Below are 18,234 nucleotides of genomic sequence, written 5' to 3'. Positions count from 1 at the left end.
GTCGAAATGCGGGCATCGCCTGCGTGACAACAGGATCGGGGGCGAAACGAGAAGTGGCCGGCGACGACCCCGGCAGTCACGGTACGCTGAGGGGCATCGCCCTGAAGGTCGTGTCGGTGGCGGTTTTTGTCGGCATGCAAACCTGCATCAAGGCGGCCGGCGACGTGCCAGCCGGTCAGATCGTCTTCTTCCGCTCCTTCTTCGCCATCTTCCCGATCATTGCCTTCCTGTCATTGAAGGGACAGCTGGCGACGGCATTCGTCACCAAGCGCCCTTTCAACCACGTCGCGCGCGGCATCGTTGGCGTCGGCGCCATGGGGCTTGGCTTCTTCGCGCTCACTAGGCTGCCGCTGCCGGAAGCGATCACCTTGAATTATGCACAGCCGCTGCTGGTCGTGGTCTTCTCCTCGGTCTTCCTTGGCGAGACGATTCGCGTCTATCGCTGGAGTGCCGTCGCCGTCGGCCTCGTCGGCGTGCTCATCATTTCCTGGCCGGAATTGACCCTGCTCAACTCTGATGAAGGGCTGGACGATCAGGAGGTTCTGGGCGTCATGGCCGCGCTGGTGGCGGCGGCGATCTCGGCTGTCGCCATGCTGCTTGTGCGCAATCTCGTGCAAACGGAGAGGACGGCAACCATCGTGCTGTGGTTCTCGTCGACTGCGAGCGTGCTCTCGCTGCTGACGCTGCCTTTCGGCTGGCAATCGCTGACGTCGGTGCAGGCCGTGCTGCTCATCATGGCCGGCTTCTGCGGCGGTCTCGGCCAGATCCTGATGACCTCGGCCTATCGCCATGCCGAGGCGTCGGTGGTGGCGCCGTTCGAATACACGTCGATGATCCTCGGCGTCGTCGTCGGCTATCTCGTTTTCGGCGACGTGACCTCGTTCAACACCTTGGTCGGCGGTATGATCGTGGTGGCCGCCGGCATCTTCATCATCTGGCGCGAGCGGCAACTCGGCCTGGAGCGCACCCGAACGCGCAAGGCGACGCTGCCGGAAGGGTGAGGAGAGGTCCGCGCAGCGGACGGGAAGCCAATTGCTTGGCTTTCCGAACGACGAACGCCCGGAGCGAAGCGAAGGGCCGGGCAGGCTAGATGGCTCGCTCCTTCGCCAGCCGCACCAGCACCGAGCGGGTCTGGTCGTCGGCCGGGAAAAACGACTCGATCGCCAGTTCCGACAAGGTGACGTCGAGCGGCGTGCCGAACACGGTGATGGTGCTGATGAAGGACAGCACCTGATCGCCATGGGCAAGCCTGAGCGGATGCACGATGGCATCCGGCTCGATGGGTGTCGGCTTGCTGCCCTTGAGGCCGGACGGATAGCCGCGCAACTCGCGCTCCAGTTCGACCAGAACCGGATCGCCGCTGGCGTCGTTCTGGTGCTTGAGGCGCTCGAGCAGATGCGTGCGCCATTCCGCGAGATTGACGATGCGCGGTGCGACGCCGCCGGGGTGCAGGGAGAGGCGAAGCACGTTGAGCGGCGGCTGAAGCAGCGAAGCTTCGCTGACATCGGCGAGGAAAGGAGCGATCGCGGCATTCGCCGAGACCAGGTTCCAGTGCCGGTCCACCGCTAGCGCCGGGAAGGGCTCATGCCCCTTGAGCACGATCTCGACCGCAGCCATCGCCGGCGCCAGCGTCGCATCGCCGAGCGGTCGTTCGCTGAAACACGGCGCAAAGCCGGCAGCCAGCAGCAATTGATTGCGTTGCCTCAGCGGGATCGAAAGCTGCTCGGCCAGATGCAGCACCATGTCGCGCGAGGGCGCGGCGCGCCCGCTTTCGACGAAACTCAGATGTCGCTGCGAAATCTCGGCTTCCATGGCCAGGTCGAGCTGGCTCATGCGGCGTCGCGTGCGCCATTCGCGAATAAGCCCGCCGGCGGAAGTCTGGGAGATGGTCATGGGCAAATGGTTAGGCCGGCAGCAAAGGCATTTCAATTACCTGCGAGGTCATGGCTGGCTCAATGCCCGCAGCTTCGCCTTCACCTCGAGAAAATCCCGCCATGCCAGCTTCTTGTGTGCCGGCGTTCGCAGCAAATAGGCCGGATGCAGTGTCGGCATGGCCGGAATGGCGATGCCCGAGGCCGTGGTGTGGACACGCCAGTTTCCACGCAGCCGCAAAATGCCCTCGGAGGTGTTGAGAAGGGTCTTGGCCGATGGGCCGCCGAGGTTGACCAAGACCTTGGGATTGACCAGTTCTATCTGCCGCTCGATGAACGGCCGGCAGATTTCCGTCTCGTGCGGCGTCGGCGTGCGATTGCCCGGCGGCCGCCATGGAATGACGTTGGCGATGTAGACCGAAGTGCGGTCGAGACCGATCGCGGCCAGCATGCGGTCGAGCAGCCGGCCCGAGCGGCCGACGAAGGGCAGCCCCTCTATGTCCTCATCCCGCCCCGGCGCTTCGCCCACCAGCATGACCGTTGCCTCCGGGTTGCCGTCGGCGAACACCAGGTTCTTGGCGGTGGCCTTGAGATTGCAGCCGTCGAAGGCAGCCATGTGCTGTCGCAGCTCTTCGAGCGTGGAGGCGCTTGCCGCCAATTGCCGGGCAAGCGCGGCCTGCGCCTCGTCGGGTATGGCGGCGGATACGGTGCGCGCCGGCGCATCCGGCACCTTGCTTGCGTCCAATCCGGGCGATGCTGCTGGCCGCTCCGGCGCCCTGTCTTCGCGAGGTGGCTCTTGGCGAGGCGGCGCCACCGGCGCGGGGGCGCGCTCGGCAGGCCTGGGCGCCGCCTCGGCGAAGCGGTTCACCGGCGCGTCTTCCAGGGCCTCATCGACGCCGGCGCTGGCATAGAAAGCCAGGATGTCGGCAATTTCGGTCGGGCTGTTGGGGGAAGCGGCTGTCATGGCGCGCACATTCGTCCGCATGACTGCAATTTGCAAGGCTGGCCGCTTGCCCTATCCCGTTGGTATGCGTGGATCCTGCACCAGATAGAACGTCCATCGCGGCGTATAATCGGTCATCAGGAACTCGAAACTGGCGGTCTTTTGCGGATCGACCTTGCCGTTCTTGAACAGCAGCCGGTCATAAGGTTCGAACTCCCGGTCGAAATCGGCGAAATTGCTCGACCAGATATTTTCCGGTGTCTTGTTGCGCTGGTCGAACGAAAGCCCGTCCCCGAACACGCTGGGCTGATTCAAAATCTCCTGCAGCTCGAACTGGAATTCGATCCAGGCCTGGCCGCTGTTGTTGAGCACGTCGATGCGCATATACATGATGCCGTTGGCGAACTCGCCAGCCTTGCCGAATGCCTGGATTGGCTTGGTAGTGCGGATGGTTAGCGTCACCGGTGTCGCCGAATTCAACTCTTCGGTGATGACCAGCGGATCGTCCTTGGTTCCGATGCCGGAGGCTCCGGTGATGTGGAAGCCGCCGAGCTCGTCGGAGAAGGAGTAGGCACCTGTCGCCCAGACCTTCACGGGCTCCCCGCTGGCGGGACCCGGTGCCACCGTCAGAAGTGCCAGAAGAACCGCCCGGCAGGCCCGGCCGGGCGGGAAAGGAAAGCGCGTCGAAGAGAAGCCGGTAGGGCCAGGAATGCGCATGGGGGGAAGTATGGCCGATAAGCAAGCCGCCAAACAATTAAAAAACGTAGGCGCGGCCGGTCTGGCTGGGCGCAAACGGCTGTCCTGCCGCAAGATGCGCGACTTTTTGGCCAAATCCGCATTGTCACGTCTGCGCCGGTTTCCTGTCGCCAATTGATGCGCTATGCAGCGCAGGAGCCAGCAAGATACGCGAACAGCGCAAGCCAGTGCGGAGGGGTTGATGAGCGACATCGAACGCGAAAGCATGGAATTCGACGTGGTCATCGTCGGCGCCGGCCCGGCCGGCCTTGCCGCCGCCATCCGCCTCAAGCAGGTCAATCCCGAGCTTTCCGTCGTCGTATTGGAAAAGGGCGGCGAAGTCGGCGCCCATATCCTCTCCGGCGCCGTCGTCGATCCGATCGGCATCGACCGGCTCTTGCCCGGCTGGCGCGAGGATGGCGACCATCCGTTCAAGACGCCGGTCACGGCGGACCATTTCCTGGTGCTCGGCCCGGCCGGTTCGTTCCGCCTTCCCAACTTCATGATGCCGCCGCTGATGAACAATCACGGCAACTACATTGTCTCGCTCGGCAATGTCTGCCGCTGGCTGGCCACCAAGGCCGAAGCGCTCGGCGTCGAAATCTATCCCGGCTTTGCCGCGGCCAGCCTCGTCTACAACGACGCCGGCGCCGTCACCGGCGTGATTACCGGCGACATGGGCGTCGAGAAGGACGGCACGCACGGGCCGGGCTTTGCGCCGGGCATGGCGCTGATGGGCAAATATGTGCTGATCGGCGAAGGCGCGCGCGGCTCGCTCGCCAAGCAGCTGATCGCCAGGTACAAGCTCTCGGACGGTCGCGAGCCGGGCAAATACGGCATCGGCCTCAAGGAACTCTGGCAGGTCAAGCCGGAGAACCACAAGCCCGGCCTGGTGCAGCATTCCTTCGGCTGGCCGCTCGATCTCAAGACTGGCGGCGGCTCCTTCCTTTATCATCTGGAGGACAATCAGGTCGCGGTCGGCTTCGTGCTCCACCTCAATTACAAGAACCCCTATCTGTCGCCCTTCGAGGAGTTCCAGCGCTTCAAGACCCATCCGGCGATTTCGGGCACGTTCGAGGGCGCCAAGCGCATCGGCTATGGCGCGCGCGCCATCACCGAGGGCGGCTGGCAGTCGGTGCCGAAACTATCCTTCCCAGGCGGCGCGCTGATGGGCTGCGCGGCGGGCTTCGTCAACGTGCCGCGCATCAAGGGCTCCCACAATGCGGTGTTGTCGGGAATGCTGGCGGCCGAGCATGTCAGTGAAGCAATTGCCGCCGGCCGCGCCAATGACGAGCTCACCTCCTACGAAGAGGCCTGGCGCGCGACCGACATCGGCAAGGATTTGAAGAAGGTTCGCAACGTCAAGCCGTTGTGGTCGCGCTTCGGCACCATCGTCGGCGTCGGCCTCGGCGGCCTCGACATGTGGCTGAACACGCTGTTCGGCATCTCGCCCTTCGGTACGCTCAAGCACGGCAAGGCCGACTATGCCACGCTCGAACCCGCCGCCCAGCACAAGAAGATCGCCTACCCGAAGCCGGATGGCGTGCTGACCTTCGATCGGCTCTCCTCGGTGTTCCTGTCCAACACCAATCACGAGGAAAACGAGCCGGTTCACCTGTTGGTCGGCGACATGGCATTGCAGCAGCGGTCCGAGCACGATGTCTTTGCCGGGCCTTCGACGCGCTACTGCCCGGCAGGCGTCTATGAATGGGTCGACAAGGACGGCAACGCCGCCGCCGATCCGGCGGCGAAGGATGTGCGCTTCGTCATCAACGCGCAGAACTGCGTCCACTGCAAGACATGCGACATCAAGGATCCGAACCAGAACATCAACTGGGTGCCGCCGCAGGGTGGCGAGGGGCCGGTCTACCAGGGCATGTGACCCGAATCCCGCGAGGGCGTGCAGGCCAGCAGAGCCGTTGAAACGGCGCCCGGTCTATGGTTCCTTCTCTGGGATAGGGAGAAAGGCCGATGCGCCGGATCGTTCTGACATGCCTCGTCGCCATTGGGGCGCTGTGCGCGCCGGAGGCCGTGGCCGGGACCAGGGCAGTGGTACAGACGCGGACCTACGACATTGCGGGAAGCTCGGGTGCGGCCCTCGTCGAAGCCATGGACAGCAAAGGCCCCAGGCACGGCTTCATGACGCGCGCCATAGCCACGACCGCCTACACCGTCGACTGGGGCCTCGACGCCGCTGAGAGCAACGGCTTCTGCCGGATTCGGCGGGCCAGTGGCACGCTCAACCTTTCCTACACATTCCCGCGAATTGCTTCGCCCGTGACGCCGGCGCTGAAAAGGCGCTGGAACAGGTTTTTCGCCGGTGTTCGCGCCCATGAGGAGACACATGGGCGCATCGCCAGGGAGATGATGCGCGCCACGGAAAGGTCGATAACGGGCTTCCGGGTCGCCAACGACCCGTCCTGCTCCAAGACGCGCCGCGAGGCGCGGCTTCGCATTCGCACCGTCTATGCCGAATACGAGGCCAAGCAAATCGCCTTCGATCGGCGCGAGCACGGCGATGGCGGCCATGTCGAGCATCTGATCGCCGCCCTGGTCGGAAAACCATGAACGCGCAATCTCCTTGCCATCGCAACGCTTCGCGGTGCCATAGGGCGCGGGCTTCGCTCGATTGACGCGTCAGCCGTGCGGCTTCAATGACGTGTCCCTCGCGGCGAGCGCCGTGGTATGCCCATTCTCAGGCTGCTTGCCATCAGGTCGTAGGGTGAACTCGACCAGCACCGGCAAATGGTCGGAGCCGGTATCCTCGAGCCGCTTCGAAGACAGGATCGTCAACCCGCCCTTGCTGAACACCTGGTCGATCGGCAGGCCCGCGTAGCGGCGCAGGAAGTCGGGTAGCGTCCGGTGGATCCATGTCGGGCCGGCCGAAGGCATGAGCGTCAGCCCGCCGAGAGCCGCTACCCTCCGCACGGCGGCACTCCACGGCACCGCGTTGCAATCGCCGGCCATGATCGCGGTCCCGCCCAACCCGGCCAATGTTTGCGCCAGTTCTCCGATCTGCCAGTATTGCTCCTTCGGCCACGGCCAGCTCAGATGGATAGCGGCGACGTCGACGCCGATCCCGTTGAAATCGACGGTCGCGGTCGCCATCGCGCCACGCGGCTCGCAGCGTGGTGTCGTGTCGGCCACGAAGGGCCGGCGCGACAGCAGCGCCACGCCGAACATGCCGTTCGGATAGGGGCAGAGAATACGATAGGGGTAGGCGCTGGTGATGGTGCCAAGCTCTGTCGTCCACATGCCGGACACTTCGTCGAGGGTGATCACGTCCGGATTGGTGCGGCCGATCAGGGAAAGCACTTTCTTCGGTGTCGGGTTGTTGAAGCGCAGGTTCATCTGCAGCAGGCTGTAGGTCATCTGACCGCCCGGTTTGGCGACTGCCTGCTGTGGCCACAATCTGGGCAGGGCGCTTGCCGTCGTGGCCAGGCAGCCGATGGCAAAGAGCAACCCCGCTGCCGCCTGCAGCCGAAACGAGCTGGCGAGCAGCGGCAGTGCCAGAAGCGCCAGCAGCACGCTGAAATGCATGCGAAAATGCGAGAAGGAATCGAATGCCGGATGCAGCGTGCCGAAGAACCCGGCCAACAGCGCGGCCGACAGTGCCGTCATCGCCAGGAATGCCAGCCCAGCCATCATGTTCAAGCGCGCGCCTGTCATCATTGAGGTCGTGTTTGCCGAATGCCGCCTGACGATCCGTTCGATCTGCTTATCGGCCAAAATGCGGCCTGAGCAAGACGGTAATTCGCCTCACCAGGGCATGACGGCCGCTACTGGAACGCTGTCTCCGAAAAGCTCCGGAGCTTGCGCGAATGCAGCCGCTCCATCGGCATCTCGGCCAGCTTCTCCATCGCCCTGATGCCGATGGTCAGGTGCTGTGCCACCTGCCGCTTGTAGAACTCGGTCGCCATGCCGGGCAGTTTCAACTCGCCATGCAGTGGCTTGTCGGAAACGCACAGCAGCGTGCCGTAAGGTACCCGGAAACGGAAGCCGTTGGCGGCAATCGTCGCCGATTCCATGTCGAGCGCGATGGCGCGCGACTGTGACAGACGTTGCACCGGTCCGCGCTGGTCGCGCAGTTCCCAGTTGCGGTTGTCGATGGTGGCGACCGTACCGGTGCGCATGATGCGCTTCAAATCGTAGCCAGACAGGCCGGTGACTTCGGCGACCGCTTCCTGCAGCGCCACCTGGATCTCGGCCAGCGGCGGGATCGGCACCCAGACCGGAAGGTCGTCGTCGAGCACGTGATCCTCGCGCACATAGGCGTGCGCCAGCACATAGTCGCCGAGTGCCTGGGTGTTGCGCAGCCCGGCGCAGTGGCCAAGCATCACCCACGCGTGCGGCCTCAGCACGGCGATATGATCGGTGATCGTCTTGGCGTTGGAAGGGCCGACACCGATGTTGACCATGGTGATGCCGCCATGGCTCGGCTTCTTCAGATGATAGGCCGGCATCTGCGGCAGGCGCTGGGGCCCAACGCCTTCGCTGGGGGCGCTCTGTCCGGCTTTCGTTACGACGTTGCCCGGCTCGACGAATTCTGCGTATCCGCCGCCGCCCTTGTCCATCAGGTCGCGGGCGCGGGCGACGAACTCGTCGATGTAGAACTGGTAGTTGGTGAACAGCACGAAGTTCTGGAAATGCTGCGGGCTGGTCGCGGTATAGTGCGCCATGCGGTGCAGTGAATAGTCGATGCGCTGCGCCGTGAACGGGGCCAGCGGTCTTGGTTCGCCGAAGGCCACTTCGAACGTGCCGTTGGCAATCTGGTCGTCGGTGCCGTCGAGATCGGGCACATCGAACAGGTCGCGGATCGGCCGCTTGATGCGCTCCGCGGCGGCCCCGTCGACGTAAGTTCCTTCCAGGAAGGCGAAATGCAGCGGAATGGGCGTGGTCGATTCCGAAACCGTGACCGCGACACCGTGATTGCGCATGATCAGTCGCAACTGTTCGATAAGGTAGCTCTCGAACAGCAACGGCTGTGTGATCGTGGTGGCGAAATGGCCGGGCGTCGGCATATGGCCATAGGCTTGCCGCGAGTCGACCTGGGTAAAGGAACTCGTGGTGACGCCGATCTCGGGATAGAAGGCGCGGCAGCGTTTGCTGCTGTCGCCACCGGCGGCCAGCGCGGCGAAGGAATCGCGCAGGAACTTGGTGTTGCGGTCGTAAAGCGCCTGCAGGGCCGCGACGGCTTTTTCGGCATTGTCGAAACTTTGCCGGCCAAAAGGCTCCGGCATGACGACTGATTCGATGGCTTGGGGATAGATTCGCTTTTCCATGGCTCAATATAGAGACTTGGACAGGCGGTTGGGAGGGGTGTCGCCGTCGAAGGCGCCCAAAGCGCCATTTTTCTTTATCCGCGCTGCAGGCTGACCAGCAGAACGAAACCCACGCCGGTCTGCTTAAGGGCCGGCGCCTCGATCGTCGAGCCGGTATTGGCGCGCATCATCGGCACCGCCAGAACCGGAGCCGCCAGCAGCATCAGGATCAGCGCCGCCCGCGGCAGGAGCCGGAGGGTCTTGAGGGTGTTGGCGGCGATGCGGTCCATGGCTTTTGCTTTTCTCTTTGCGTCTGTGTCTTTGTCGCTTCAGCGGCGAAAATGGTTCACGCAACCGAATTGGCAGGAACTGGCTTCGTCCCAGGTGCGGGGCGAGCGGCCCGCTTCGGCGACGAGGATGGCGAAGAACATTCCAAACAGGCTCATCAGCAGGCAGACGATGGTGAAGCGGCGAGCAAGCATTGGGTCCGTGTCTCCTTCAATGTGCGGGAGAATGCCCTGGTGCCTCTGAACCGGCTCTGATGCCGGTGTTCATCTGCGGTTCAAATTGGTTGACGGGATATGACGGGGTCGTCGTGTGCGGCCGCCGTCGCAGCGCAATCGCACCCGTGCTCGACGTCCGAAACGAAAACGGGGCCCGTCAGGCCCCGTCGTCATGTCACAAGGATATGGTCGATCAGAGCTTGTGCCAGGTCTGGCTCTTGCAGATCAGTCCGCCGAGTACGCAACCGCTCATCTTGAGCGAGGCGCCTGACAATGTCGCCTTGCCCGAATAGGTCTTGTCGTTCGCCGGATCGGTGATGTTGCCGGTGTATTTGTTGTCGCCGGCCGCCGTGAGCGAGCCGATGGTCTTGCCGGCATACTTGCCGGACTTTAGCGTGATGGAAAACGAGCCGCCGCCCGAAATGGCCGCGGTGTCGCCGGCTTGCGTCTTCCAGTTGCCTTCGATCGGATCGGCCAACGCCGTTCCCGCCATGATCAACGTGGCTGCAAGAGCCAGGCTCACTTTTCGAAACATGTCTTGCTCCCTTGGATAGCCGGCCGAATTCTCCGCCTCGCCGGTCTGCCGCTTACGCAAACGTAAGCTAATCCAGCTCCCGACAAAACGAAAGCGGTGCCGCAACGGAAGACTTTGGGATTTTGAAGGGCCCTGAATCTGCCTCGTCGACAAAGAGAATCCGCCTTGTCGCGGAGGAAATGAAAATGATCGGCGCATCGGGTTTGTTTCCCGTGGTTAGCGGAGTGTTGATTCCGGCCAGGAAAATTTTCGTCAAATTTGGCGAAAACCAGCCGAATTGCTGGCTTCGTATCCTTAACGAATTTCGGCGTTTACCTCTTGTTTTAGCTTTGTTTTCCTCAAATTAAGCACGCCATTTAACGACGGATTCAAGCCTCGCCGGCATTCTCGAAAGCATCGAAAGAGCGGCCCGGACAAGACACACGGAGGCAGCTCTCGGGAGCCAGACAGGGGACTAAAATGGCACGTTTTGAAATGCTTGAAGCAGGTTTCGGCGCCATGGGGGCAACTGCCCAGGCCGACATTCTTTTCGAACTGGGCATGATGTATGCGACCGGCCGCGACTGCGAGACCGACGTCGTTGCCGCCCACAAATGGTTCAACATCGCCGCCATCAAGGGTTCGGCCCGCGCCGCGGAACTGCGCTCGGAACTTTCGGCGGCCATGTCGAAGGTCGAGATCGCCAAGGCGCTGCGCGAAGCCCGCGAATGGATGACCATGCACTGAGTTCCGTCAAACGCGGACGCTAGGCCAAGGCCGCTCCAGACGGCCGGACCAAAAGACAGGGATGAGGCTGCGCAGAGAGCCAGGCCACGGGCCATCAAAAATAAGAATACGGCAGCCGGACAGGCCAAGCCGGATGGCAGGGAAGACAGGGAAGGCGACGGCGGGTTTCGCGGCGCGGGGCGCCGGGGGAAACAGCCCGACAGGCAAAAAAGCCACGACCGGCCGGAACAAGGCTGGCGTGGCTTTTTCGCGTGAATGGGGCTTTGCAGGCCCAATCGAGTGGTGACGATGCGCCTAGACAGGCCCAACGAAGGATGAAATTGTCCCGCCTCTCTGGAAAGAAGCGCGGCCGGGGCGGCCGCGCGTGAGTGGAGGAGTTCTATTGCCATGAAAAAAATGAGTATTTTGGGCGCGGCCATTTTCGGCCTGATGATGAGTGCGCCGGTCGCATTTGCCGGTGACATCACCGTTTCGGTGGTCGGCCCGATGACCGGACAGCTCGCCACCATCGGCGATCAGTTCAAGCAGGGCGCGCAAGCCGCCGCCGACGCCATCAACGCCGCGGGCGGCGTCAACGGCTCGATGATCAAGCTCGACATCGAGGACGACCAGTGCGACCCCAAGCAGGCCGTGTCGGTCGCCAACCGCATCGTCGCCAACGGCACCAAGTTCATCGACGGTCACGCCTGCTCGGGCTCGAGCATTCCGGCTTCGGCCGTCTATGCCGAAGCCGGTTCGCTGATGATGAGCCCGGCGTCCTCGAACCCGGTGCTGACCGACGCCGCCGCCAAGGCCGGCTGGCCGACCATCATGCGTCTCTACACGCGTGACGATGCACAGGGCGCCTTCATCGGCCCGTGGATCGCCAAGAAGTATGCCGGCAAGACCGTCGTCATCCTGCATGACAAGAGCGCCTACGGCCAGGGCGTGGCTGATGCCGTCAGGGCGACAATGAATGCCGGCGGCCTCAAGGAAGTCTACTATGACGCCATCAATCCCGGCGAAAAGGACTATTCGGCGCTCGTCACCAAGCTCAAGGATCTGAAGGCCGACGTCGTCTATTTCGGCGGCTACCATCCCGAGGCCGGCCTGATCCTGCGTCAGTCGGCTGAACAGAACTTCAAGTTCCAGCTGATCATGCCGGATTCGATCGCTTCGCCGGAATTCTGGCAGGTTGCCGGTCCGGCCGGCGAAGGCACCATGTTCGTCTTCCCGTCGGACCCGCAGGCAAAGCCGGAGGCCAAGGCCGCTGTCGAGAAGATCAAGGCCGGCGGCTTCGTGCCGGAAGGCTTCACGCTGTTCTCCTACGCCGTGGTCCAGGCTTTCGCCGAAGGCATCAAGCGCGCCGGCAGCGACGATCCGGCCAAGGTTGCCGAGGCATTGAAGAACGGCACGCCGATCAGCACTGTTGTCGGCGATGTCACCTTCGACGAAAAGGGCGACCTCAAGAACGCCAGCTACGACATCAACCAGTGGCATGACGGCAAGTACGCGCCGATCGCGCAGTAATCTCGGGCTGAGATAATTCAGGGAAAATGGCCGGGGTTCGCCTCGGCCATTTTTGTTTGCGGTCCGGGACGCGCTCCGTTTCTCAGCCTGCGGCGGCGGTCGGAGCGTTCGGTTCCTCGATGAACCGCACCAGCACCGTCCCGTCGGTGACCTGCGCACCTTCCGTGGCTATCTCGGCAATCACCCCGTCATGCGGAGCGGCGATGGTGTGCTCCATCTTCATGGCCTCGAGGATCAGCAGTGCTTGTCCCTTGATCACCGCATCGTCCTTGGCCACACGCACCAGCTTGACCAGGCCCGGCATCGGCGCGCGCAGGCTGCCGGAGGCGGACGACGCCTCGTCGCTCCTGGCCAGCGGGTCTGGTACCGCGAATGTATAACCGACTGCGCCTTCGAAGACCGTGATGTGGCCCGGCCAGCGGGCAAGGCGGGGAACGGCGCGAAAATCATGCGAATTGGCGCTATCAAAGGGTGCATCGAGCGTCACCTGAAAGCGTCCGTCCGCCCGTGCCGAAACCTTTGCCAGTATATCGGTCTCGCCGAACTTCAGCCGCGTGCGCCGCGCGACGCGGTGGAAATGCGCGTAGCCGGAAAGCGAAGACCATGGGTCGTTCGATGGCGGCAAAGCTCCTGCGCCGGAAGCGGCAAGGGCGGCTGCTGAGATGATTTCGCCGGTGGGCGGCGCGACGCTGGTAAGCGCCTCCTGGTGTCTGGCTATCAACCCGGTGTCGACGTCACCGGCACAAAAGTCCGGATCGGCGGCAAGCGCCGCAAGAAAAGCAGTGTTGACGGTGGAGCCGGCGATCTCGGTCTGCGACAGCGCCGCGCCGAGGGCGTCAAGCGCCGCCTGCCTGTCCTTCGCGTGGACGACCAGCTTGGCGATCATCGGATCGTAATAGGGCGAGATGGCATCGCCGGCACGGACGCCGGTCTCGATGCGAATCATCGCCGCGTCGGGGGGCGAATCCGGAAATTTCAGATGATGCAGCGTGCCCGTCGCCGGCAGGAAGCCTTTCGCCGCGTCCTCCGCATAGATGCGTGCTTCGAAGGCATGGCCGGCAAGCGCGATCTCGCTCTGTGTCTTCGGCAGCTTCTCGCCGCTGGCGATCCGCAACTGCCATTCGACCAGATCGGTGCCGGTAACCATCTCGGTGATGGGATGCTCGACCTGCAGGCGCGTGTTCATTTCCATGAACCAGAAGCGGTCGGCCTTGAGGCCTTGCGAGGCATCGACGATGAATTCGATGGTGCCGGCGCCGGAATAATTGATCGCCCTGGCGGCCTTCACGGCCGCCTCCGTCATCGCCTTGCGCAGCGCCGGTGTCATGCCGGGGGCGGGGGCTTCCTCGATCACCTTCTGGTGGCGGCGTTGCGCCGAGCAGTCGCGTTCGTAGAGATGCACCGCATTGCCGAAATTGTCGCCGAATACCTGCACTTCGATGTGCCGCGGCTTGTCGACATATTTCTCGACCAGCACGCGGTCGTCGCCGAAGGCGGCCTTTGCCTCGCGCCGGGCGCTGGACAGCGCCTCGGAGAAATCATCGGGATGCTCGACGCGCCGCATGCCCTTGCCGCCGCCGCCGGCGCGCGCCTTGATCAGTACGGGATAGCCGATCTCGCGCGCCTTGGACGCAAGCAGGACGATCTCCTGCGCCTCGCCATGATAGCCCGGCACCACCGGAACGCCGGCTTTCTCCATCAGCCGCTTGGCGGCGTCCTTCAGGCCCATGGCGCGGATCGAGGCCGCCGACGGGCCGATGAAGGTGAGCCCTGCCGCCACCACCTGGTCGACGAAATCTGGATTTTCCGACAGGAAGCCGTAACCGGGATGGATGGCCTGCGCCCCCGTCGAAAGCGCCGCCGCGACGATCTTGTCGCCACCCAGATAGCTTTCACCGACAGGCGAGGGGCCGATATGGACAGCTTCATCGGCCATCTCGACATGCAGGGATTTCGCGTCGGCGTCCGAATAGACGGCGACGGTGCGCACGCCGAGCTTGCGGGCCGTGCGGATGACACGGCAGGCGATCTCGCCCCGATTGGCGATCAGGATTTTGCTGAACATGATGCCTCCCCGTTTTGCGGCAATCGGCACCAGTTCGGCAGGCGCCTGCTTACTTGGACGCCGCGATCTCGCAGCCGCCGCCGTTCGTCACCTTGTAGTGCGCGCGCGTGGCCTGGCAGGATTTCATCGCCAGTTCTTCCGCCACCTTTTGCGACGGCGCATTCAGCCGCGCGCCGCATAGGATGTAGAGCGAGACCACTCTTGAATACGGCGTGGTGGCGTAGGCCGAATGGCCGCTGGCCGCGACGTAGGCCTTGTATGCCTTGGTGCATGGCGACTTCGGGTCGCCGTTCAAAGACGGTGGGAAACGCCTGTCCCCTTCGCTTCCCGCCAGGGATACGCCTGCGCTCGCGCCGGATGCCGAGAATATAAGAAGTGTGACAAGTATTGAGGCGAATGCCTTCGGAAAATATTGCAGTTTCATTTCCACCCAATCCCCATTGCACGGTGCAGCCAAAGCATAAGCCGTAGCGAATATCCTCCGTCGCCGCCAGTACTGCGAAGGCGGCTCGCAATTTTGTGAGCGGGCGGACGATCTCACCCATGGTGGTCATCGTCACATCCGGAACACGCCGAAGCGTGTCTCCTCGATCTCCGCATTGAGTGCCGCGGACAGGCTGAGCGCCAGAACTTCGCGCGTCTTGGCCGGATCGATGATGCCGTCATCCCACAGGCGGGCGGACGAGTAGAGCGGATGGCCCTCATGCTCGTATTTCATCAGGATCGGCTTCCTGAATTTCGCTTCCTCGTCGGCGCTCCATTCGCTGCCTTTGCGCTCGATGCCTTCGCGCTTGACCATGGCGAGCACGGTCGCGGCCTGCTCGCCGCCCATCACCGAGATGCGCGCATTCGGCCACATCCACAGGAAGCGCGGCGAATAGGCCCGGCCACACATGCCATAATTGCCGGCACCGAACGAGCCGCCGATGATGACCGTCACTTTCGGCACTTTTGCGGTGGCAACCGCCATCACCAGCTTGGCGCCATCCTTGGCGATGCCGCCGGCCTCGTATTTCCTGCCGACCATGAAGCCGGTGATGTTCTGCAGGAATACCAGCGGAATCCGGCGCTGGCAGCACAGCTCGATGAAATGCGCGCCCTTCAGCGCGCTTTCGGAAAACAGCACGCCATTGTTGGCGATGATGCCGACCGGCATGCCATGGAGATGGGCAAAACCGGTGATCAGCGTGGTGCCGTAATTCTGCTTGAACTCGTCGAATTCGGATCCGTCGGCGAGGCGCGCGATCACCTCGCGCACATCATAGGGCTGACGCAGGTCGGTCGGCACGACGCCGTAAAGTTCATCCGCCTGATGAAGTGGTGGAATCGACTTCTGTAAGTTCAGACTTACGGTCTTGTTCCGATTCAGGTTTTTGACGATGCGGCGGCAGATGGCGAGCGCATGTTCGTCATCCATCGCATAATGGTCAGCAACACCGGAAAGCCTTGTGTGGACGTCCGCCCCGCCCAGATCCTCGGCGCTGACGTCCTCGCCGGTAGCCGCCTTCACCAGCGGCGGTCCGCCGAGAAAAATGGTCGCCTGGTTGCGCACCATGATCGTCTCGTCCGACATCGCCGGCACGTAGGCGCCACCCGCGGTGCAGGAACCCATGACGCAGGCGATCTGTGGAATGCCGGCGGCCGACATGTTGGCCTGGTTGTAGAAGATGCGGCCGAAATGCTCGCGATCGGGAAACACCTCGTCCTGGTTGGGCAGGTTGGCGCCGCCGCTGTCGACCAGATAGATGCAAGGCAGATTGTTCTGCAGAGCGATCTCCTGCGCGCGCAGATGCTTCTTCACCGTCAGCGGGTAGTAGGTGCCGCCCTTCACCGTGGCGTCGTTGACGACGACCATCACCTCGGTGCCCTCGACACGGCCAACGCCGGCGATCATGCCGGCCGAGGAAATCTCCTCGCCATACATCGACCACGCCGCGAACTGGCCGATCTCGAGGAAGGGCGAGCCGGTGTCGAGCAATTGCGCCAGGCGCTCGCGCGGCAGCAGCTTGCCGCGCGAAATGTGGCGCTCGCGCGCCTCCTGCGAGCCGCCGCGCTCGAGCGTCGCGGCCTTTTCGGCGATGTCGGCCACCAGCGCGCGCATCCGCTCGGCGTTGGCGCGAAAGGTGTCTGAGGAGGGGGAGATCTGGGTCTGCAGGACGGCCATTCTATACGCCCTCCGCCATGATCTCGCGGCCGATAAGCCAGCGCCGGATTTCGCTGGTGCCGGCGCCGATTTCGTAAAGCTTGGCATCGCGCAGCAGCCGGCCGGTCGGATAGTCGTTGATATAGCCATTGCCGCCAAGCAGCTGGAGGGCGTCGAGCGCCATCTGCGTTGCCTTTTCGGCGGCAAACAGCACGCAGCCGGCGGCGTCCTTGCGGGTGGTCTGGCCGCGATCACAGGCGGCGGCGACGGCATAGACATAGGCGCGCGCGGCGTTCATCACCGTGTACATGTCGGCCAGCTTGCCTTGCACGAGCTGGAACTCGCCGATCGGCTGGCCGAACTGCTTGCGTTCGTGGACGTAGGGGATCGCCACGTCGAGGCACGCGGCCATCAGGCCGATCGGGCCGCCGGCAAGCACGGTGCGCTCATAGTCGAGGCCCGACATCAGCACCTCGACGCCGCGCCCTTCCTCATGCAGCACATTGTCGAACGGCACTTCGACATCTGCGAATACCAACTCCCCGGTGTTGGAGCCGCGCATGCCGAGCTTGTCGAGTTTTTGCGCCACGGAGAACCCCGTCATCGCCTTCTCGACAATGAAGGCGGTGATGCCGCGCGACTTCCGCTCCGGATCGGTCTTGGCGTAGACGACCAGCGTGTCGGCGTCTGGCCCGTTGGTGATCCACATCTTGGTGCCGTTGAGCACATAGCGGTCATTGCGCTTTTCGGCGCGCAGCTTGAGCGAGACGACGTCGGAGCCGGCGCCGGATTCCGACATCGCCAGCGCGCCGACGCGTTCGCCCGAGCAGAGCGGCGGCAGGAATTTCTCCTTCTGCGCCGGCGTTGCCCAGCGGTTGATCTGGTTTACGCACAGGTTGGAATGGGCGCCGTAGGAGAGGCCGACCGAAGCCGAGGCGCGGGAAATCTCTTCCACCGCGATCACATGGGCGAGATAACCCATGCCGCTGCCGCCGAAATCGGGATCGGCGGTGATGCCGAGCAGGCCGAGCGCACCGAACTCGCGCCACAGATGTGCCGGAAATTCGTTCTGTCGATCGATATCACCGGCGATCGGCGCGATCCTGTCCTGTGCGAAGCGCCGCACCAGATCGCGCAGCGCCTCGATATCCTCGTCATGCCCGAAGCTGAGCGTGTTCGTGTACATGCTTTTCCTCCGTGGCGCATGACCCCGAAAATCGGCTTCGATTTTCGGAAAGGATCATGCGCGAAAATCAAAGTGAGACAGCGTCCTTTGCGCGCCCGATGGACGCGCGGCGCTGTCAGCGATCTTCGCGCCGACGAGCCGCATTGTCATTGAAAGATATGTCGCCGTTACTTCAGGGACTGAAAGCCGCTCGCCGGGCCGGAACCACACGATGACTCCGGTCATCATCTGGATCAGCGCCATGGCCGTCAGGCCGGTGTCCTCGACGTTAAAGATACCCGCTTCGGCGCCGTCACGCAGGATGGCGCGCAGTTCCTTCTCATAGGCCGTGCGCATGCGCAGGATCTGTGTCAGCCTGTCGGGTGACAGGCTGCGCAACTCCATGTTCGAGACATGCGTGGCGTGCCGGCGCTCGATGTGGAAAGCGATGTGATTGCGCACATAGGCCGCAAGCTGCTGCGTCGGATCGGCGCCGATTGGCCTGATGCGTTCCCAGGCCTCGCGAAGCCCCTCCATGTGCTCGCGCATCAGGGTGAACAGCAGGTCTTCCTTGGTCGGGAAATAGCGGTAGAGCGCGGCCGCCTGCACGCCGACCTCGGCGGCCAGTTGGCGCATCGACATTGCCTCGTAGCCGTAGCGCGCGATCAGGTTGACCGCCGCTTCCCGGACAGCCGCTTCGGTTCGTTCGCCGTCGGATCCCGTGGTGCGCGCCATACTAGCCTCATTAGGTCGAGGATAATAAAACGAACGTTCAATT

19 protein-coding genes are annotated in these 18,234 nt (G+C 63.3%); 6 read left to right on the top strand and 13 right to left on the bottom strand.

The window, feature by feature from the left end; translation table 11 throughout:
* Positions 1 to 23: 23 nt before the first annotated feature.
* Positions 24 to 1,001: a DMT family transporter gene (locus tag EB233_RS23910; protein ID WP_064991806.1), complete on the top strand. Its 978-nt coding sequence runs from the start codon at positions 24 to 26 to the stop codon at positions 999 to 1,001.
* A gap of 85 nt (positions 1,002 to 1,086) precedes the next feature.
* Here EB233_RS23910 and EB233_RS23905 read toward each other — a convergent pair whose 3' ends face one another.
* The 3 genes from EB233_RS23905 to EB233_RS23895 are packed head-to-tail and all read right to left on the bottom strand — an operon-like array spanning position 1,087 to position 3,531.
* On the bottom strand, positions 1,087 to 1,893 hold the full coding sequence (locus EB233_RS23905; protein WP_064991805.1) for a helix-turn-helix domain-containing protein: 807 nt from the start codon (positions 1,891 to 1,893) through the stop codon (positions 1,087 to 1,089).
* 48 nt (positions 1,894 to 1,941) lie between these two features.
* Positions 1,942 to 2,835: a uracil-DNA glycosylase gene (locus EB233_RS23900; RefSeq protein ID WP_064991905.1), complete on the bottom strand. Its 894-nt coding sequence runs from the start codon at positions 2,833 to 2,835 to the stop codon at positions 1,942 to 1,944.
* Between the two features lie 51 nt (positions 2,836 to 2,886).
* Positions 2,887 to 3,531, bottom strand: a complete 645-nt coding sequence (locus tag EB233_RS23895; protein ID WP_081294305.1) for a hypothetical protein — start codon at positions 3,529 to 3,531, stop codon at positions 2,887 to 2,889.
* Positions 3,532 to 3,541: 10 nt separating this feature from the next.
* On the opposite strand from EB233_RS23895, the gene EB233_RS23890 reads away from it, so the two are divergent.
* The 3 genes from EB233_RS23890 to EB233_RS23880 all read left to right on the top strand — a co-directional run bounded on the left by EB233_RS23890 (position 3,542) and on the right by EB233_RS23880 (position 6,117).
* The gene (locus EB233_RS23890; RefSeq protein WP_155765444.1) at positions 3,542 to 3,688 is read left to right on the top strand and encodes a hypothetical protein; all 147 of its coding nucleotides are present in this window, start codon (positions 3,542 to 3,544) and stop codon (positions 3,686 to 3,688) included.
* A 63-nt stretch (positions 3,689 to 3,751) separates the two neighbouring features.
* The gene (locus EB233_RS23885) at positions 3,752 to 5,431 is read left to right on the top strand and encodes an electron transfer flavoprotein-ubiquinone oxidoreductase (RefSeq protein WP_064991804.1); all 1,680 of its coding nucleotides are present in this window, start codon (positions 3,752 to 3,754) and stop codon (positions 5,429 to 5,431) included.
* A gap of 89 nt (positions 5,432 to 5,520) precedes the next feature.
* Positions 5,521 to 6,117 (top strand): DUF922 domain-containing Zn-dependent protease, encoded by a 597-nt coding sequence (locus EB233_RS23880; protein ID WP_064991803.1) that lies wholly within the window; start codon positions 5,521 to 5,523, stop codon positions 6,115 to 6,117.
* A 69-nt stretch (positions 6,118 to 6,186) separates the two neighbouring features.
* On the opposite strand, the gene EB233_RS23875 is transcribed toward EB233_RS23880, so the two are convergent.
* The 5 genes from EB233_RS23875 to EB233_RS23855 form a co-directional block, all read right to left on the bottom strand.
* The gene (locus tag EB233_RS23875) at positions 6,187 to 7,197 is read right to left on the bottom strand and encodes an endonuclease/exonuclease/phosphatase family protein (protein WP_244277818.1); all 1,011 of its coding nucleotides are present in this window, start codon (positions 7,195 to 7,197) and stop codon (positions 6,187 to 6,189) included.
* Between the two features lie 131 nt (positions 7,198 to 7,328).
* Positions 7,329 to 8,789 (bottom strand): AMP nucleosidase, encoded by a 1,461-nt coding sequence (locus EB233_RS23870; protein ID WP_244277813.1) that lies wholly within the window; start codon positions 8,787 to 8,789, stop codon positions 7,329 to 7,331.
* Between the two features lie 116 nt (positions 8,790 to 8,905).
* Positions 8,906 to 9,100 (bottom strand): hypothetical protein, encoded by a 195-nt coding sequence (locus EB233_RS23865; protein ID WP_064991801.1) that lies wholly within the window; start codon positions 9,098 to 9,100, stop codon positions 8,906 to 8,908.
* A 39-nt stretch (positions 9,101 to 9,139) separates the two neighbouring features.
* Positions 9,140 to 9,292, bottom strand: coding sequence for a hypothetical protein (locus EB233_RS23860; RefSeq protein ID WP_171892256.1), 153 nt, complete (start codon positions 9,290 to 9,292; stop codon positions 9,140 to 9,142).
* Between the two features lie 214 nt (positions 9,293 to 9,506).
* Positions 9,507 to 9,848 (bottom strand): DUF2147 domain-containing protein, encoded by a 342-nt coding sequence (locus EB233_RS23855; RefSeq protein ID WP_027053382.1) that lies wholly within the window; start codon positions 9,846 to 9,848, stop codon positions 9,507 to 9,509.
* 459 nt (positions 9,849 to 10,307) lie between these two features.
* Between EB233_RS23855 and EB233_RS23850 the strand changes: the two genes are divergently transcribed.
* Together EB233_RS23850 and EB233_RS23845 are read left to right on the top strand one after the other, a co-directional pair.
* On the top strand, positions 10,308 to 10,574 hold the full coding sequence (locus EB233_RS23850; RefSeq protein ID WP_010915070.1) for an SEL1-like repeat protein: 267 nt from the start codon (positions 10,308 to 10,310) through the stop codon (positions 10,572 to 10,574).
* Positions 10,575 to 10,961: 387 nt separating this feature from the next.
* A complete protein-coding gene (locus EB233_RS23845; protein WP_064991800.1) occupies positions 10,962 to 12,083 on the top strand; it encodes a branched-chain amino acid ABC transporter substrate-binding protein in 1,122 nt (373 codons plus the stop codon).
* Positions 12,084 to 12,165: 82 nt separating this feature from the next.
* Here the strand turns inward: EB233_RS23845 and EB233_RS23840 are convergent, their stop codons facing one another.
* The 5 genes from EB233_RS23840 to EB233_RS23820 all read right to left on the bottom strand — a co-directional run bounded on the left by EB233_RS23840 (position 12,166) and on the right by EB233_RS23820 (position 18,191).
* Positions 12,166 to 14,148: an acetyl/propionyl/methylcrotonyl-CoA carboxylase subunit alpha gene (locus EB233_RS23840; RefSeq protein WP_064991799.1), complete on the bottom strand. Its 1,983-nt coding sequence runs from the start codon at positions 14,146 to 14,148 to the stop codon at positions 12,166 to 12,168.
* 49 nt (positions 14,149 to 14,197) lie between these two features.
* Positions 14,198 to 14,572: a hypothetical protein gene (locus EB233_RS23835; protein WP_064991798.1), complete on the bottom strand. Its 375-nt coding sequence runs from the start codon at positions 14,570 to 14,572 to the stop codon at positions 14,198 to 14,200.
* 132 nt (positions 14,573 to 14,704) lie between these two features.
* Positions 14,705 to 16,312 carry a carboxyl transferase domain-containing protein gene (locus EB233_RS23830; protein WP_064991797.1) on the bottom strand — a complete coding sequence of 536 codons (1,608 nt, stop codon included), beginning with the start codon at positions 16,310 to 16,312 and terminating at the stop codon, positions 14,705 to 14,707.
* A 1-nt stretch (position 16,313) separates the two neighbouring features.
* Positions 16,314 to 17,477, bottom strand: coding sequence for an isovaleryl-CoA dehydrogenase (locus tag EB233_RS23825; protein ID WP_064991796.1), 1,164 nt, complete (start codon positions 17,475 to 17,477; stop codon positions 16,314 to 16,316).
* Positions 17,478 to 17,531: 54 nt separating this feature from the next.
* Positions 17,532 to 18,191 carry a TetR/AcrR family transcriptional regulator gene (locus EB233_RS23820; protein WP_064991795.1) on the bottom strand — a complete coding sequence of 220 codons (660 nt, stop codon included), beginning with the start codon at positions 18,189 to 18,191 and terminating at the stop codon, positions 17,532 to 17,534.
* Positions 18,192 to 18,234: the final 43 nt, after the last annotated feature.

Origin of the sequence: Mesorhizobium erdmanii (assembly GCF_013170725.1) — a bacterium.
Lineage (GTDB): Bacteria > Pseudomonadota > Alphaproteobacteria > Rhizobiales > Rhizobiaceae > Mesorhizobium > Mesorhizobium erdmanii.
Note: the sequence above shows the minus strand (reverse complement) of the source record. Positions and strands in the feature narration are given on the sequence as shown.

Coding starts and splice junctions, on each gene's coding strand:
- EB233_RS23905 (WP_064991805.1), bottom strand. CDS start 1,893: ATGACCATCTCCCAGACTTCCGCCGGCGGGCTTATTCGCGAATGGCGC.
- EB233_RS23900 (WP_064991905.1), bottom strand. CDS start 2,835: ATGACAGCCGCTTCCCCCAACAGCCCGACCGAAATTGCCGACATCCTG.
- EB233_RS23895 (WP_081294305.1), bottom strand. CDS start 3,531: ATGCGCATTCCTGGCCCTACCGGCTTCTCTTCGACGCGCTTTCCTTTC.
- EB233_RS23890 (WP_155765444.1), top strand. CDS start 3,542: ATGGCCGATAAGCAAGCCGCCAAACAATTAAAAAACGTAGGCGCGGCC.
- EB233_RS23885 (WP_064991804.1), top strand. CDS start 3,752: ATGAGCGACATCGAACGCGAAAGCATGGAATTCGACGTGGTCATCGTC.
- EB233_RS23880 (WP_064991803.1), top strand. CDS start 5,521: ATGCGCCGGATCGTTCTGACATGCCTCGTCGCCATTGGGGCGCTGTGC.
- EB233_RS23875 (WP_244277818.1), bottom strand. CDS start 7,197: ATGATGGCTGGGCTGGCATTCCTGGCGATGACGGCACTGTCGGCCGCG.
- EB233_RS23870 (WP_244277813.1), bottom strand. CDS start 8,789: ATGCCGGAGCCTTTTGGCCGGCAAAGTTTCGACAATGCCGAAAAAGCC.
- EB233_RS23865 (WP_064991801.1), bottom strand. CDS start 9,100: ATGGACCGCATCGCCGCCAACACCCTCAAGACCCTCCGGCTCCTGCCG.
- EB233_RS23860 (WP_171892256.1), bottom strand. CDS start 9,292: ATGCTTGCTCGCCGCTTCACCATCGTCTGCCTGCTGATGAGCCTGTTT.
- EB233_RS23855 (WP_027053382.1), bottom strand. CDS start 9,848: ATGTTTCGAAAAGTGAGCCTGGCTCTTGCAGCCACGTTGATCATGGCG.
- EB233_RS23850 (WP_010915070.1), top strand. CDS start 10,308: ATGGCACGTTTTGAAATGCTTGAAGCAGGTTTCGGCGCCATGGGGGCA.
- EB233_RS23845 (WP_064991800.1), top strand. CDS start 10,962: ATGAAAAAAATGAGTATTTTGGGCGCGGCCATTTTCGGCCTGATGATG.
- EB233_RS23840 (WP_064991799.1), bottom strand. CDS start 14,148: ATGTTCAGCAAAATCCTGATCGCCAATCGGGGCGAGATCGCCTGCCGT.
- EB233_RS23835 (WP_064991798.1), bottom strand. CDS start 14,572: ATGAAACTGCAATATTTTCCGAAGGCATTCGCCTCAATACTTGTCACA.
- EB233_RS23830 (WP_064991797.1), bottom strand. CDS start 16,312: ATGGCCGTCCTGCAGACCCAGATCTCCCCCTCCTCAGACACCTTTCGC.
- EB233_RS23825 (WP_064991796.1), bottom strand. CDS start 17,477: ATGTACACGAACACGCTCAGCTTCGGGCATGACGAGGATATCGAGGCG.
- EB233_RS23820 (WP_064991795.1), bottom strand. CDS start 18,191: ATGGCGCGCACCACGGGATCCGACGGCGAACGAACCGAAGCGGCTGTC.